The sequence below is a fragment of the Salegentibacter salinarum genome (assembly GCF_900168115.1).
In the GTDB taxonomy this organism is placed as follows: Bacteria; Bacteroidota; Bacteroidia; order Flavobacteriales; family Flavobacteriaceae; genus Salegentibacter; species Salegentibacter salinarum.
In genome coordinates this window covers 303,118-319,655 of sequence record NZ_FUZC01000003.1, presented here as the reverse complement: position 1 = coordinate 319,655, position 16,538 = coordinate 303,118, and the positions used below count along the sequence as shown (strand labels likewise).

The 16,538-nt window shown below is 38.3% G+C and carries 10 protein-coding genes; 3 read left to right on the top strand and 7 right to left on the bottom strand.

Annotation, left to right across the window (positions count from 1 at the left end):
* Positions 1–12 precede the first annotated feature (12 nt).
* From B5X53_RS05890 to B5X53_RS05860, 7 genes are all read right to left on the bottom strand, one after another.
* Entirely contained in the window at positions 13–1,884 is a 1,872-nt protein-coding gene (locus B5X53_RS05890; protein ID WP_079712311.1) for a rhamnogalacturonan lyase, read from the bottom strand.
* Between the two features lie 7 nt (positions 1,885–1,891).
* The gene (locus tag B5X53_RS05885; protein WP_079712310.1) at positions 1,892–3,376 is read right to left on the bottom strand and encodes a glycoside hydrolase family 28 protein; all 1,485 of its coding nucleotides are present in this window, start codon (positions 3,374–3,376) and stop codon (positions 1,892–1,894) included.
* A 139-nt stretch (positions 3,377–3,515) separates the two neighbouring features.
* Positions 3,516–4,916: a purine-cytosine permease family protein gene (locus B5X53_RS05880; RefSeq protein ID WP_079712309.1), complete on the bottom strand. Its 1,401-nt coding sequence runs from the start codon at positions 4,914–4,916 to the stop codon at positions 3,516–3,518.
* Between the two features lie 58 nt (positions 4,917–4,974).
* Entirely contained in the window at positions 4,975–6,123 is a 1,149-nt protein-coding gene (locus tag B5X53_RS05875; RefSeq protein ID WP_079712308.1) for an alpha-hydroxy acid oxidase, read from the bottom strand.
* A gap of 5 nt (positions 6,124–6,128) precedes the next feature.
* A complete protein-coding gene (locus B5X53_RS05870) occupies positions 6,129–7,517 on the bottom strand; it encodes an FGGY-family carbohydrate kinase (protein ID WP_079712307.1) in 1,389 nt (462 codons plus the stop codon).
* 13 nt (positions 7,518–7,530) lie between these two features.
* On the bottom strand, positions 7,531–8,811 hold the full coding sequence (locus B5X53_RS05865; RefSeq protein ID WP_079712306.1) for a sugar isomerase: 1,281 nt from the start codon (positions 8,809–8,811) through the stop codon (positions 7,531–7,533).
* 78 nt (positions 8,812–8,889) lie between these two features.
* A complete protein-coding gene (locus B5X53_RS05860; RefSeq protein ID WP_079712305.1) occupies positions 8,890–10,986 on the bottom strand; it encodes a bifunctional aldolase/short-chain dehydrogenase in 2,097 nt (698 codons plus the stop codon).
* A 185-nt stretch (positions 10,987–11,171) separates the two neighbouring features.
* Here B5X53_RS05860 and B5X53_RS05855 point away from each other — a divergent pair, with 185 nt between their 5' ends.
* The 3 genes from B5X53_RS05855 to B5X53_RS05845 all read left to right on the top strand — a co-directional run bounded on the left by B5X53_RS05855 (position 11,172) and on the right by B5X53_RS05845 (position 16,535).
* Complete coding sequence (locus tag B5X53_RS05855) at positions 11,172–12,218, top strand: GntR family transcriptional regulator (RefSeq protein WP_079712304.1); 1,047 nt, start codon at positions 11,172–11,174, stop codon at positions 12,216–12,218.
* 104 nt (positions 12,219–12,322) lie between these two features.
* On the top strand, positions 12,323–13,615 hold the full coding sequence (locus B5X53_RS05850; protein ID WP_079712303.1) for a rhamnogalacturonan acetylesterase: 1,293 nt from the start codon (positions 12,323–12,325) through the stop codon (positions 13,613–13,615).
* 61 nt (positions 13,616–13,676) lie between these two features.
* Positions 13,677–16,535, top strand: a complete 2,859-nt coding sequence (locus B5X53_RS05845) for a glycoside hydrolase family 2 TIM barrel-domain containing protein (RefSeq protein WP_079712302.1) — start codon at positions 13,677–13,679, stop codon at positions 16,533–16,535.
* Positions 16,536–16,538: the final 3 nt, after the last annotated feature.

The following is a 16,538-nucleotide window of genomic DNA, read 5'->3' as shown; positions in this document are numbered from 1 at the left end:
TGTGACTAAAGATTATTTCAACTTTTCAGGAATCAATTTTATCTTAGGTTTCGGAGCTTTCTTCATATTTTTTCCCATATAAAAAGAAGTATGGGGTGGCTGGTTATAACCTACGTTTTGCCAGGTTATACTAACCCGGTATTGAGGATCGTGCATCAAAGTATATTGCCGGATCTTAGTAGGAATTGTAGTGGTATAAATTCTTAATTCCTTATTGTCTTCACTTCTTAAAATCAACTCTTCACGCCAGTCACCCCAAATATCGGCTGAGAGCGTAGGCGTTGCTTTAGTACCATTATTAGACAAAGCTCCTTCAGCAGTGAATATCCTACCCTTACCGTATTTCCCTATGTAATTTCTATTCAATAATTCCCTACTCGAATCGCCGTCCCACCAGATGAGAAAATTAATAGATTCGGGTTGTTCTCCTATCTTCTTTCCTTTGGTATCGAATAAGCCTTTGGAACCGGACCACCAAAATTGGGCTCCTATTCTCGTACTATCAATATTTGCGGCTACGCCTCTTCCAATATCCTTATTTTCGGCAGCCCTGAATAATACTTCTCCATCTTTTCCTGAAAAAAGGGCAACTCCGGGACCCTCAGTACCCTCTTCGTTTTCATGGATTCCAAAAACCTCCAACCCGGGCACATCAGGATCAAGATCTGTTACGTGAAGTGCATCGCCGTGCCGGAAACCTGTAGAATATAAACCTTCGCCATTATCATCAACTACCATTGAACCGAACACGATTTCATCTTTACCATCTTTATCTACATCAGCTACAGAAAGATTATGATTCCCCATCCCCGAATATGGGTTTTCAGCATTTTCACTATCAAAAACCCAGCGGGAAGTTAACTCCCCATTTCTAAAATCCCAGGCCGCAAGAACCGTTCGGCCGTAATATCCGCGACCCATGATAACGCTAGGTCGCTCACCATCCAGATATGCTACACATGCAGTAAACCTATCTACCCGGTTACCTGTTCTATCGTTCCCTGCATTACCGCCAACTCCTCCCCAACCACTTAAATTTCCCCGGCCGGGTATATAATTTGTTGTAGTCAGGGCTTCCCCTGTCTCTCCATTAAAAACAGTAAAATATTCCGGGCCTTCCAGTATTTTCCCAAAGGTTTTTGAATTTTTATTAGTATCGCGCCAGTCTTTAGTCGCATCCCCAATAACATTGCCCAGGGCATCCTTAGTTCCGTCGGCAGTTTTACAAACAAATTCTGCTTTCCCATCACCGTCTAAATCATACACCATAAATTGGGTATAGTGAGCACCTTCACGAATATTTTTACCCAGATTAATTTTCCATAAGAAAGTGCCATCTAATTTATATGCCTGAAATATTGGTTCGTCTGATAGTCCACGATGGGAGTTATCTTTACTTACGCCAGTTTGGTGTAAAATGATTTCATATTCCCCATCGCCGTCTAGATCAGCAACAGAAGCATCATTGGGAGTGTAACCTTCTATATGTTTTAATTGAAGTGTATGATAATTTTCAGGTTTGGCATTTGCTTCTAATGTATAACTTCCAGGTTCCTCCGCTTCTTCTCCATTTTTCACACTCTTTACGAACCACGTATTTTCTTTTGAAAGATCTACCTCTTCATCAAAAAAATGAGTAGGACCTGATAAAGGCACCTGATTTAATTTCCTTACTATATTTTCTCCAGACCTTCTATAAAGGTTAAATTTCAGGTTTTCGTCATCAGTACCTAAAATGCGCCATTGTACTGAAACACTATTATCTTGTTGCACTACAGCAACTACCCCGCGATCTAAGTTTTCCATTTGTCTTTGCGCATAGGTATTTACAGCAAGTAGGCAAACGAAAATATAGAGGCAGTTTTTATTGGCTGGAAATCTCATATAAGAATTATGGATTTGAATAAATCTCCTCAGAAAAATCTATCCCTGAGGTTTCATTGAGTTTAACCTTTGAAGAATCTAAAGTTTTTATGGTTACGTTTTCTAAATTCCAATTTCGGCTGTATGAAATCTGACCAGCCTTATTAGCTTCGATATTTACATTTGTCAAATTAAAATTATCGATATAAGATTCTTCAACCCCATTTACATTTATCGCTCGTTCTGCACCTTTCACATCAATATTGGAAAGATGAATGTTTTTAAATGTGGGTATTCCTTTAGACCTGGGTTCTACTTTCTTTAAAAGTGTTTGCCAGCGTTTCGGCACAGCATCTATATCATATTCTTCAGGGAGTTTGGTGTAACTGTAACTCGGGTTCCAGTTCATAGAAACTTCAATAAAAGTTCTTACGCTATCCATCTCAATATCCTGTAAATAAATATCTTCTACAGTGCCACCGCGGGTCATTGCCGATTTAATGTTTAATCCGTTAGATGTTCCTATGCCCTTGACATTGGATACAAACACATGCCGAATATCACCAGCCGTTTCACTACCCAGTGTAAATAAACCGGCACCCCTTCTGGCAATACAGTCACGAATCACCACATATTCTGTTGAGCGATCTACCCTTTGCCCGTCCCAATCACGACCGGCTTTCAGGCAGTAATTATCATCATTACAATCTACATCACAGTTTTGGACTAAAATCCATTTGGAAGAATCAATATCTACCCCATCGGTACTGGGACCGTTGCCTCCAATATTATTTCTAATGGTTAAGCCATCTACGGTTATATATTCTGAATAAAGCACCTGTACCGTCCAAAATCCAGCACGTTGAATATTTAAATCTTTTAAAAAGATATTTTTGGACTCCTGAATAAGAAAGGTGCGAGGGCGCTTTGCATCGTAATCTACAATGGAACGCAAGCCTTTTGCTTCATATTCTTCACGTAAATCCCAGTAATAGTCCCAATAAACCTTTCCCTGGCCATCAACCAGCCCATCGCCATCTATTACTACGTTCTCCTGTTCCAGTACATTGATTAAGGCAGCCGGCCATTCCATTTCTACTCCGGCTATACGAGTGTCAATTTCAGGATAATCCTTTATACTTTCACTACCCAGTATTTCCACACCTTCTGGAATATTAAACCTTATTCCTTCTTTTATAAAAATTGATCCGGATAAGTATTTTCCAGGCTTAAAACTTACCGTTCCCCCTCCTTTTTCAGCACAGTCATCTATTGCTCTTTGAATCGCTTTGGTAGTAATTTCAGACCCATCATCAATAGCATCATAATCGTTTACATAATATATTTCCTCTTTGGTTTGAAAATCTTCAGCCCCTACTTTGCTTACCCACTCGGGTTCATTTTGAGAAGTTTTGGAAATTGCTTCTACTTCTTTTGATGAATTATTTTCATTCTTACAGGAAAAGAGAAATATTGGAAGAAAAAAGCTTAAAATTAATGTATAAAATTTCATAATGGATTTTCGGTTAGACAAAACTGTAACAATTTCTAATTTTTAGAAGCAAAAGGTATCCTGCACATACCTGTTTTATAAATGATAAACCACCATTGATTTCCAATGGTGGTTAGCGTAAAAAACACACTTAGAATTTCTACGCTATTTTTTTTTGATACCATCTACTAAATAACAAAAATAAGAGTCCGCAGGATATCCAGGCGGGTAATGTTAAAAAGGAAAGAAAAATATCAAATTGCACAGATAGCGTATAAAAAATACCAAAGCTCACCGCCCAGGCCCAGAATACAGCCTGGTTAAATTTTATCCCGGTTTTTTCAGCATAGAAAGTCTGAATACCTGCTTTTTTTCCGAAGAAATATTCGAATACGATAACCGCTCCAATTGGCGCGAGAATAAATCCGTAAATAGCTACAAAATCAAGTAATTTCATTGCAAAGGCTGGAAACAAACCGGCAATTGTAGCAATTGCTCCCGCCGTGATGGTCACCCAAAAAGTAGAAGCTTTGGGCATAATTGCCTGAAATGCAAGTCCGGCTCTGTAAATAGTTGGATTTGCGGTAGTCCAACCAGCCAGGATGACTGCTAAAATCCCAAAAACTCCAATTGCATTGTAAGCCAACGGACCGGGAGCTACCGGAGGGGCTTCACCATTGGTTACAAATACTTGTGCTTCGGGAGATTGCAAATAAACAGCATATAATAAACAAGCGGCTATCCAGGCGATATAATGACCAACATAAATTCCTCCCGCCGTGGTCCAGCCAACACTCGGTTTTTCAGCAAAACGAAACACCGAAAGATCTGACATTCCAATGTGCATCGCAGCATTTGCAAACCAGGACCAAAGTACTACATGCCAAAAAGTATATTTTATTTGTCCCGGGAATGGTTCGCCACCCTCTCCCCAAACATTCCAAAAATCTGAAAAACTGTTTACATTAAGTTGGAATAAAGCTACAATTCCGCAAACTATAAATGCTAAAACAATTATAGGGGACATCCAGTTAGCAGCTTTTGCCACTGTATTATAACCTTTGGCGGCAATAATTGAAATAACCGCACCAATACATAAAACAATTATAATCCAGGTTAAACTATTGGGCATGGTATCGGTAAGACGGGGCATTTGCATATCAAAAGGGATACCCACTGCAGTTGCCGAAATAGTAATCATAGAACCGGCCAGGAAGCAGAATAAGAGTCCGTTGGCCAGGTTATAGAGCGTTACTAAACGAGTACCACAAATTTTTTCCAGATGAAAATAGAGTGTATACCTAAATTTAGTACCAATCTCAGCCGTTAAGAACCTCCAGCTTAAAACCGCCAATAAATTACCTAACAATAAACCGACAATTAAATCGAAAGCACTAACTCCGGTGGTTAGAAATAAGGGCCCAATAACAAATTCGGTTCCGGCAGCATGTTCACCTGCATACATTCCCAAAAAGCTTTTCCAGTCCTTCCATTTGGACTTGGGTACACTCTCGCGTTCAAATTCGCCTGAGACTTCCGTTTCAATTTGGGCTTCACTCATTTTATTTGTTATTGATTTTTTCTATTCCGTTTATTTAAATCAGTTACTATTCAGTGTACTATTTCACTAAATAATGTGGTAAATCCTTTACATTCTCACAGCATACCTGTTCCAAGACTTGTTGCAACTGCATTTTGAGCATTGCTATAGTATGATCTCCTCCTTTATCACCCAGGGCGCCAACTCCATACATAAAAGATCTTCCTAAAAAACTAAAATCGGCTCCACTGCTCATAACCCTGGCTATATCCGGCCCGGAACGAATTCCGCTATCCATCATCACACTTATTTGATCTCCATATTTTTCTGAAATATGAACCAGAGGTTTTATAGTAGATTCTCCCGCGTCCAGCTGTCGTCCCCCGTGGTTTGAAACGATAATTCCATCAAAACCAAGACGGATAGCTTCTTCTGCATCTTCATCGGAGACTACTCCTTTTAGGACTAATTTACCTTTCCACAAATCGCGTAAAGGCTTTATTTTTTCTTCGTTAAGCCTACCGGAAAATGTAGCGTTCATCCATTTTCCCAGCTGCTTAATACTCATTCCGTTATTCATGTAAGGTTTCATCGTAGCAAAATTGGGAAGTCCATGTTTTAAGGTTTGGGCGGCCCAGGCCGGTTTTCCCATAACCTGCAGAATATTCCTGAAATTCATTTGTGGTGGCATTGCGAGACCATTCCTGATTTCCTTGGGACGGTAACCAAAAGTTGGCACATCGCACAAAATCACTAAGACAGGCACTTCGGCAGCTTGAGCACGTTTTAGAATATCATCTCGTAACCATTCCTCTGTAGGATGATATAATTGAAACCAGGCGCGGCCTTCTGTAAGCTCACTGGCCCGTTCAATACTAGTGGTGGTTACCGTACTTAGAATAAATGGAATGTTATGCTTTAAAGATGCTTTTGCCAGAATTTCCGGAGCATTCGGCCACATCAATCCTTGCAACCCAATGGGAGAAATCCCAAATGGGGCACCATATTTTATCCCGAATAGTTCGGTTTCAAGTTTTGAGGTATTGTAATTTTTAAGATATCGTGGCTTCAGCTGAATCTCTCTAATTTCATCGGTATTTCGGCGAATATTTATATTTTCATTACATCCACCGTCAAGATATTCAAAGGCAAATCTCGGCATTCTTTTTTCCGCACGTTCCCGCAGGGATTCAATAGATGGATATTCAGTATTAAAAGGAAAAGCCATAATTTTTAGTCTTGGTTGAGTAATAAAGGTACCAGTTTCTTCATTCGGTAATTCTCCTTTAAAAAGGAAGTCTTCACTTTTTTATTTGATATTACCATAGCCGCACCAAGGGCTGAACCTAAGGGAGATTGAGTAGCAAGAACTTTGAATTCACTAAAATGATGGGACATTAATTTCATAAAAACATCATTGTCTGTAAATCCACCATCGATGTAAATCGTTTTGATTTCAGAATTCCCTATAGCCTTCCTGATAGTCTGGATCTGCAACTCCATTAATTCGATCATCAATTGATGAAAAGCTTCTTCAAAAGTTTGGAATGGTTCAAGATCGGTTTTATGTAATTTTTTGCGTTGAAGGGAAATACCTTCAAATTTAAAATAGATAGAAGGGTTCTCAATTAATTTCAAATAAAGGTTTTTATTGAACTTTATCTCACGATGATACCCATATTCTTTTCCATAATATTCACCCAGCTTTTCTACCTGCAACCTATATTCATTTCCCATAAAAAATCGAGATGCTTTTACCGGTTTCCCATCGACCCTCAGATAATTTAAGCAGTTATGCTTTATATCCTCTTTGGTAATTTCATCTTTGCTAAATGGGTTTAAAGCGATACTCCAGGTTCCGGTAGATAGTAATAAGAATGGTTTTTTCTTACTAAGGATGTAGGGCAGCAATGCTGAAGAACTATCGTGAATACCTACCCCAATTTTTAACTTTTTGCCTTTATAAGAAGTATTCATACTTGCCGAGGTTGGCACTAAAGGAGCTAATATTCTATCTATATTTTCCTTATAAACCCAATCGTGATAATCTTTTTTATAATAATCCCACAAATTAGTGTGGCAACCAATACTGGTGTATTCACTTACCGGAATACCCGTAAATAAATAGGATAAATACTGCGGAAGATGAAGGCTATATTTTATTTTACTGAATATTTCAGGCTTAGTTTTCTTAAGCCAGTATAATTGCATTCCTGAATTTAAAAATCCAGACTGCGGTGATGCGGTTTGGGTTGCAATTGATAATTCATCTCCATAATTTTTATAAAATTCTTCCACTACCGATTTTTCAATCGATTTCGTATAGTTATAAAGGGGAGTAAGCACTTTGCCGTTATGATCTAAATGAACAAAACTGGCCCCATAGGAAGAGAAATTCACAGCCTTTAAATTATATTCATCTTTCTCCAGAATAGTTTCAAAAATAGATTTCATCCAATTTTGAAGTTCAACTAAGTCTTCTGCCGGATAACCATCTTCATCCTTAGTTTCTGGTAAACGCTTATATTTACGGAGAAGTTCTTTATAATTCTTGTCGAAAAGAAAGAACTTCTTATTGGTTTTACCAATATCAAAAACAGCGGTTACTTTAACTTTTGTCATTTTATAATCCTTTTTAAAGTCCGGTTGCTTTTGATTTTGTTCCTCTTTCTTTAACTAGATATTTTCGAACTTCCAGATTTCGATAGGCGCTTAGAGGATTTATGGCCGCGCCAGATTTTTCCCTGGCTGCCTTTAATAATGGACGAACATCAGTCCTATAGGCGTCTTGTAGAATCTCCTGGCAGGTAACAACATCGTTTTCCTGCTGAGCTTGTTTTAAAGCTTTTTGATCTACTAAAAGCGCCTGTGTGTAAGCAATTAATATTGCCTCAAGGGATTGCAACAGATCTTCCAGCGGATCTTTGGTATTGTGGCTGGCATCTATCATCCAGGCCAAATCCGGGTTTTGCGGATTATTTTCCATCCCGTATACCAATTCGTTAAAAATAAGAAATAAAGAATATGGTTTTATGGAACCAACGGTAATATCATCATCGCCATACTTGCTATCATTAAAATGAAAACCTCCAAGTTTCCCCTTCAGCATTAAAGTGGCTACGATTTGTTCAATATTGGTGTTTGGTAGGTGGTGTCCTAAATCAACCAATGTATAAGCACGTTCCCCACAAGCGTTGGCAAGCATAAAAGAAGTGCCCCAATCCTGAATAACGGTGCTGTAGAAATTAGGCTCGTAGGGTTTGTATTCAATAAACATTTTCCAGTCTTTAGGCATTTTACCGTAAATGCTTTTTAAACTGTTTTCAGTGTTTTGTAATACTCTTTGAAAATTATTTTGCCCTGGAAAATTAGCTCCATCGGCCAACCAGACGGTGAGACTTTTTGAACCTAATTCTTCCCCTATTTTAATAACCTCCAGGTTATGCCCAATAGCATAATCTCTAGGAGCATCGTTTACCGCGCTTAAAGAACCATATTTGTATGTTTCTTTAGCCTCAGGTTGATCTTGAAAGGTATTGGAATTCATTGCATCAAAAACAATCCCGTGACTTTGGGCTTTCTCCTTTATGGCTTTTACATCTTTAGGAATATCCCACGGAATATGTAAAGAAACCGCTCCAGCCGATTGGGTAAGCGCGTGCAAAACACCAATATCATCCAGTTTTTGTTCCAAAGAAGCAGGCTCCCCACCATAAGAAAACCTTCCAAATCGCGTACCACCTGCACCTAATGCCCAACTGGGAATGGCTACCTGGAAATCGGCTACTTTTGAAATTATTTCTTCAGTATCAATTCCTTTTTTGACCAATTTATTTTTAAGAAAATCAAGTTCAGTCTTATAAGAAGAATGATTGCTTTTATTGAATTCTGAAATCCTATCAGTGGTTATTTTCATTTTTTATGCGATATTTTCATTTAAAATTAAGCCTCACAGATATAAAATCTATGAGGCTTTTTATTAGATTATCTTTAATTATCTCACAAAAGCATTGGCCATTCCTCCATCTACATTTATCGTGTTTCCAGTACTTTTATCAAGCACTCCAATACACGCAAAAACTCCGTTTGCCACATCTTCGGGTAAAATAATTTCCTGTAAAAGGTTACGTTTTGCGTAGTGTTTAGGTAAGTCTTCTACCTTAATACCGTGAGCTTTGGCACGACCTTCTGCCCAGGCTCCTTCCCATATTTTACTACCGACAATAACACCGTCTGGATTAACAATATTCACTTTAATTTTATCTCCGCCCAACTCTGCTGCCAATAACCTGGACATATGCTGTTGTGCGGCTTTTGCAGTACCGTAACCTACATTATTAGGTCCTGAGGCAATTCCGTTTTTACTGGCAATATTGATGATATCGCCTCCAAATCCTTGCTTTTTCATCACAGCAGCTCCGTGTTGTGCCATTAAAAACTGACCTTTAACCAACACATCCTGAAGCAGGTTCCAGTCTTTCATGCTAGTATCTTCTAAAGATTTTGAGATTGCCAAGCCGGCAGAATGTACAATGATATCCACTCCACCAAAAGCCAGATTCGCCTCTTTATAAGCAGCGATAATAGAGGCTTCATCCGTCACATCGCAAACCACACCGCTCACCTGGTCTTTTTTATAAGTCTTAACAGCCGCTTCTAAAGATTCTTTGGTGATATCGGTTAGCACCACATTTGCCCCTTCGGCTACCATTTTATCGGCTATTGCCTTACCAATACCGCCAGCTGCTCCTGTTACAATAGCAACTCTTCTGGAAAGTGGTTGCTCGGCAGGCATTCTTTGCAATTTTGCTTCTTCTAGAAGCCAGTATTCAATATCAAATGCCTCTTGACGAGGCAGGGACGTATATTCAGTTATAGCCTCTGCACCGCGCATTACATTTATAGCGTTCACATAAAATTCACTGGCAACTCTTGCTGTTTGTTTATTCTTAGCAAAGCTAAACATTCCAACTCCCGGGTAAATAATAATTACCGGGTTAGGATCTCGCATCGTCGGACTATTATCGTGTTTACAATTTTCGTAATAGTCTTTGTACTCTTTACGGTATTGATCAAAATCTGGTTCTAATTTTTTAAGAACTGCCTCTGGATCCGAAAGATCTTCAGATGGATCTAATTTTAGGATTAAAGGCTGGATTTTTGTTCTCAGAAAGTGATCTGGACAGGAGGTACCCATTGGAGCGAGTCTTTCGAGATCATTACTGTTTATATATTCCAGTACAGTATCACTGTCGGTAAAATGCCCGATCATTCTATTTTCTGAAGAAGCCAGACCACGAAGTAATGGCAACAATTCTGCAGCTTTTTCTTTCCTTCCAGAAGAAGGAAGGCTGTCTGTTTTCTTTCCTCCAAAAACTTCCCCCTGTTCTTTTACCTTATTCTCAATATATTCTGAAGCAGTTTCTATAACATCCAGACTGTTCATATAACATTCATAGGAAGTGTCTCCCCAGGTAAAGAGTCCATGACTTCCAAGTACTATTCCTCGAATCCCCGGATTTTCCTCCAGGCATTTTTCTAACTGAAGACCAAGATCAAAGCCAGGGCGTTGCCATGGGACCCAACCCATTGTATCTCCCCAAATTTCTTTGGTCACTTGTTCACTATCTTTTGCTGCCGCCACTGCAATAAGCGCATCTGGATGCAAGTGATCTATATGTTTAAACGGAAGAAGCCCGTGCAAAGGAGTATCAATGGAAGGTGCTTTGCTGTTTAAATCGTAAATACAATGGTTAAAAAGCCCCACCATACGATCTTCATCCTCAATACCTTTATAAACATTTTTAAGGTTTCTTAATCTTTCGGTATATAAACCTGCAATACCTTCCCTGGTTAGAGTGCCGATGTCTCCTCCAGACCCCTTTACCCACATAACCTCAACATCTTCATTGGTTAAAGGATCTTTTTCTACTGTTTTACAGCTGGTGTTTCCACCGCCGTAGTTAGTAATTCTCAAATCTGCACCGAGGATATTAGATCTATATAAAAATAATGCGACCTGGTCATCGCCCAGGTCTGCAGCTTTTTTCTCCTCCCAGAGATAGTCTACGTATTTAAAAGTTTTTTCCATAATTATTCCAAAAAATTATCTTTAATACCTCAAAAGTAAATTATAAATTATAGGGTAGTATCCTGTAGTGTACTGCTATGTTGACATGGCATCTTTTTAAAGAGTTCTATCTTTTATTTCTCACAAATTAAGCTTAATATTGTGTAATCGATTACCTTTAATGTGTTTTTCCTTAATTAGTTTAAATGACTCAGACCTTTCAAATACAAATAAATGAAAAATCCCGTATTCCCAAATACAAACAAATTGTGGATTCTATAATAGCGGATATTTCTAATGGAAATTTAAAGGTTGGCGAAAAAATACCTTCCATTAATGAATTAAGCGAATCCTGTTATCTTTCGCGGGACACGGTAGAAAAAGCTTATAAACAATTAAAAGAACGTAAGGTTATTATTTCGGTAAAAGGGAAAGGTTATTATACAGCTAAAACCGATCTCATTTCTAAGGCGAATATTTTTTTTCTGGTTAATAAACCCAGCACCTATAAAATGATAATCTATAATTCATTTGTAGACTCAATAGGTGTGAATGGTCATGTAAATATGTTTATCTACCATTGTGATGAATCTCTATTTATAAAATCTCTGGAGAGAAATATGGGTGCTTATGACTATTATGTTATTATGCCACACTTTAGGGATGAAAACTCTAATCATGTAAGTTATACTGAAAACGTAATTAAGGTCTTAGAACAAATACCTAAGGACAAGCTAATTATGTTAGACAATACAAAACCGGGTATTTCAGGTAACTATGGTGCTATTTACCAGGATTTTCAAAATGATATTTATAAAGCTTTAAATGAGGGATTAGAAAGAATTAAGAAATATGATAAAATAATTCTTGTTTATCCCAGTAAGAGTGCCAACCCGTATCCTCGCCGAATTCTTCATGGTTTTCAACAATTTTGTTGGGAGAATAACTTAGATTTTGAAATACTTGATGAAATTTACGACGAGATGGATCTTCAGAGCAAAGATGCATACATCACCATTCAGGAAAGAGATTTAGTGAATCTTGTACGCCAGGTTAGAAAAAAGAAACTGGTACTTGGTAAAGACATTGGAATTATTTCTTACAATGAAACTCCTTTAAAGGAACTGTTAGGAATTACCGTAATAAGTACCGATTTTAAAACAATGGGTGAAACCGCTGCATATATGCTCCTAAAAAATAAAAAGGAAAAAGTGAAAAACGTTTTTAAATATATAGAACGTAATTCAGTTTAATTCTTCATTCTATTTAGACCTTATCAACCCATAACAGTACAGGATAGTGTTATTGCTTCTTTAAATTAATTTTAGGCTGATTATCAAAATTAGATCAGACTTAGATGAATTTCATTTTTACAATTTTATTAATTTCTCTAAACTTCTCGATAGTTTATAGTCAGGCTGAAGTTAAAACATTTGATTTTGGTTTGGAAAAATCATCTAAAGAGATCCCAATCTCATCGCCGCTTTCTTACCATGTGGATAGAGGTTATGGCTTCGATTTTAATACTTGCGAAAATATAGTTTTCGAAAAAAATGCTTTTACCTCTGCTACTCCTGCTTATTTTTCAATAAAACTTCCCGAAGGAAATTATTTCATTGAAGTCGATTTAGGTAGCGAAAAAAGCACCTCAGAAACAACTATAAAAGCGGAATCGCGCCGGTTAATGCGCAGCCAGGTTTCTGTAAAAAAAGGAGGGATTAAAACCGAAACATTCAGCGTAGATCTAAGAGGAATTAAAATTTCTGAGGAAGAATCGGTAAACTTAAAATCCCGGGAAGAGGATGATCTAAACTGGGATAACAAACTAACGCTTGAGTTTTCCGGGGAAGTCGCCGTAAAAGCTATTCGCATTAAGCCTGCAGAGGATTTTATAAATATTTTTCTTGCCGGGGATTCTACGGTAACCGATCAGGATGTAGAACCCTGGGCATCCTGGGGCCAAATGATTACTCAATTTTTTTCTTCAGATATAGTGGTAGCTAATTATGCGGCTTCAGGAGAATCGCTGGGTTCTTTTAAAGGAAGAAATAGATTAAAAAAAATTCTAAATGTTATACAGCAAGGAGATTACCTGTTTATAGAATTTGGCCATAATGATTCAAAAATAAAGGGAGAAGGAAATGGTGCTTATGGCCTGTATACTCAACTCCTTAAAGAATACGTAACAGAAGCCCGTAAAAAGGGCGGAATCCCGGTATTACTTACCCCCACAGAACGTCGTCATTTTAATAAAGAAGGAAAATTAGAACCTACTCACGGCAATTTTCCTGATGCTATGCGCAAAGTTGCTAAATCACTGGACGTCCCAATTATAGATCTTACTAAAATTACCACTAAAATGTATGAAGCCTGGGGCGTGGAAGATTCCAAAAATGCTTTGGTACATTATCAGGAAAACACCTTTCCCGGCCAGCATAAAGAACTATCCGATAATACACATTTCAATGGTTTTGGCGCCAATGAAATTGCGCTCGCGATTATTGAAGAAATAAGAAATTCTGATTTAGAATTAAAAAATCACATCAGGGAAGAAACCTCTCGTTATGATTCAAATAAACCTAATAATCTTAAAAACTGGACGGTTCCCCTGAGTACTCATTTCGAAAGCACCAAACCCGAAGGAAATTAATTTTAATTGTCCACATTCATAGTAAACTGAATATTTAAGAAAATATCAACGTATAATAGATATGAAAAAACACTTACTATTTACCTTTCTAATTTTAGGAAGCTTACAACTTACCGCACAACAAACAGAGAAAATTTATTTATCAGGTAAAAGCTTTGAGGAACCTGTTGAATGGGATTTTAAGGTGAGTGATGGCAGAAACAGTAACGAATGGAGCAACATTAATGTTCCCTCCCAATGGGAAATTGAAGGATTTGGAACTTATACTTATGGCCGTTGGTATAAAGAATTAAACCTGGAAGAACCCAGTAAAGAAGAAGGCTTTTATAAACATACATTTGAAGTTCCAGTCGATAACAAAGGTAAAGCAGTTAAAATAGTTTTCGGTGGTGCTATGACCGATACCGAGGTTAAGATTAACGGCGAAGTGGTAGGCCCTAAGCATCAGGGAGGGTTTTACCAATTTGAATATGATATTACCGAGTTTCTAAAATATGGTGAAGAAAATTTACTGGAGGTTCACGTTTGGAAACATTCCGCAAACCCCACGGTAAATAACGCGGAACGCAAAGCGGACTGGTGGCTGTTTGGAGGAATTTATAGACCGGTATGGCTGGAAATAAAACCCAATTCTCATATAGTTCATTTTGCGGTAGATGCAAAAATGGATGGAAGTCTAACCGCGGAGGTAGACCTAAAAAACATTCCCGATAATACGAAAATTGAAGCTAAAATCTCCGCTGTAGGAGAACAAACCCAAGAATTTGAAACCTTTAGTTTTCCTGTTGCAGAGAACACTGAGAAAGAAATTATTGAAGCAAAATGGGATAACGTAAAAACCTGGGATCCTGAAAGTCCAAATTTATATGAGTTAAAACTGAAACTCGTCCAAAACGGAAAAACGCTGCACGAAACTTCAGATCGCATTGGATTTCGAACCCTGGAATTCAGAAAAAAAGATGGTATTTACGTTAATGGCAAGAAAATATTAATGAAAGGGGTAAATCGACATACATTATGGCCGGAATCTGGCCGAAGCACCAGCAAACGCATTAGTGTAATGGACGTAAACCTCATCAAGGATATGAATATGAACGCAGTTCGTTTTCATTACCCGGCCGACAAACATTTTATGGAAGCCGCCGACTCTTTAGGCCTTTTTGTTTTAAATGAACTGGCTGGATGGCAAAACCCTTATGACACGGAATCCGGGAGCCAATTGGTGAAAGAAACTGTAAAAAGGGATGTAAATAGCGCTTCAGTTATCATCTGGGACCAGGGAAATGAAGGAGGTTGGAATTATGAACTGGATTCGGTTTTTCACGATTATGACCCGCAAAAAAGAATAGTTATTCATCCCTGGGCCGATTTTAACGGTTGGGACACCCACCACTACCCCACATACCAAACTGGCGTGCATCGCTTTGGGTCCGGGGAAAATGTATTTTTTCCTACGGAATTTATGCACGGAACCTATGATAATGGTCACGGTGCCGGTTTAGATGATTTCTGGAATAAGTATAAAGAGAGTCCGTTATTTGCCGGTGGATTCATATGGGATTTCAGTGATAACGCCGTGATAAGAAGCGATTGGGAGGGGGAAAGAAAATATGACTCCAAAGGAAACCTTGCCGCCGATGGAATTTTAGGACCACACCGTCAAAAAGAAGGTAGTTTTTATACAATCAAAGAAGTTTGGGCACCCATCCAGTTTGAACCGCGCTTAATTACACAAACTTTTGACGGCTCTTTTTTAGTGACAAACGACTTCCTCTTTAGTAACCTGAACTCTGCTAAAATGAAGTACGAGGTAATGAAAGCTCCGGAAGAAATACTTTACAGTGATTCGGAAGTAAGTGAAATAGCTTCTGGAGAAATAAATTTACCAGACGCAGTTCCGGGAGAAACACGAAAAATCAATTTTCAGCCAGGGGAGAATTTTTTTGAAGGTGATTGGTTGGAAATTACAGCCTGGGATCAACACGAAAGGGAAATTTACACCTGGACCTGGCCTATTCACCGTGCCGATTATTTCGCCGATAAATTTTTACTGGATGAAGAGAACCAACAAGCTGCTTCTGCTGAAGAAAGCGAAAATAACATCACACTTTCCGGAAATGATATAAAAGTAAGTTTTGATAAAACAACAGGTCTACTTACATCAGTTTCCAGCGGTGAAAACGAAATCCCATTTCACAATGGTCCACGGCCAATAGGAATGAAGGCCGAATTTCAGAACTTTCAGATTAGCCAGGATGGGGATAAATCGATTTTTACGGCTAAATACGGTGGCGGCATAGAAAGTATTGTGTGGACGATGTACCCAGACGGTCGTTTGCATATGCACATGACCGCCCTAACAAATGCAAGGGGAGGTGATGGTTTTGATGGTGCATTTTACGAAGGGAATATTGATAAATTCGGGATTACATTTGATTTTCCTGAAGAAGGAGTTGAAGGTTTTAAATGGTTTGGAAAAGGACCTTACCGTGTATGGAAAAACCGCTTAAAAGGAACCGAATATTCTATTTGGCAAAAAGACTATAATAATACCATTACCGGTGAAAGTTACGAGAATCTCATCTACCCTGAATTTAAAGGTTATCACGCCAATTTCTTAGGTGGATTTTTAAGTGCAGGGGATCAAGGCTTCAGGGTGTTTAGCGAGAACGATAATATGTTCCTGCGCTTATTCACTCCAGCCGAGCCTGAACATGCGGTTTCTAAAGTACATCCACAACCGGAATTCCCGGAAGGAGATATTTCATTTATGTATGAAATTCCTGCTATGCGAGCCTTTAAACCTCTGGAACATCAAGGACCAAGCAGCCAACCGACGAATATCCGAATTAAAAGCGGAGACGATGGAATTACCATGAAACTATGGTTTGATTTCAGAAAAAATCAGGAAAAAAATTAGAAC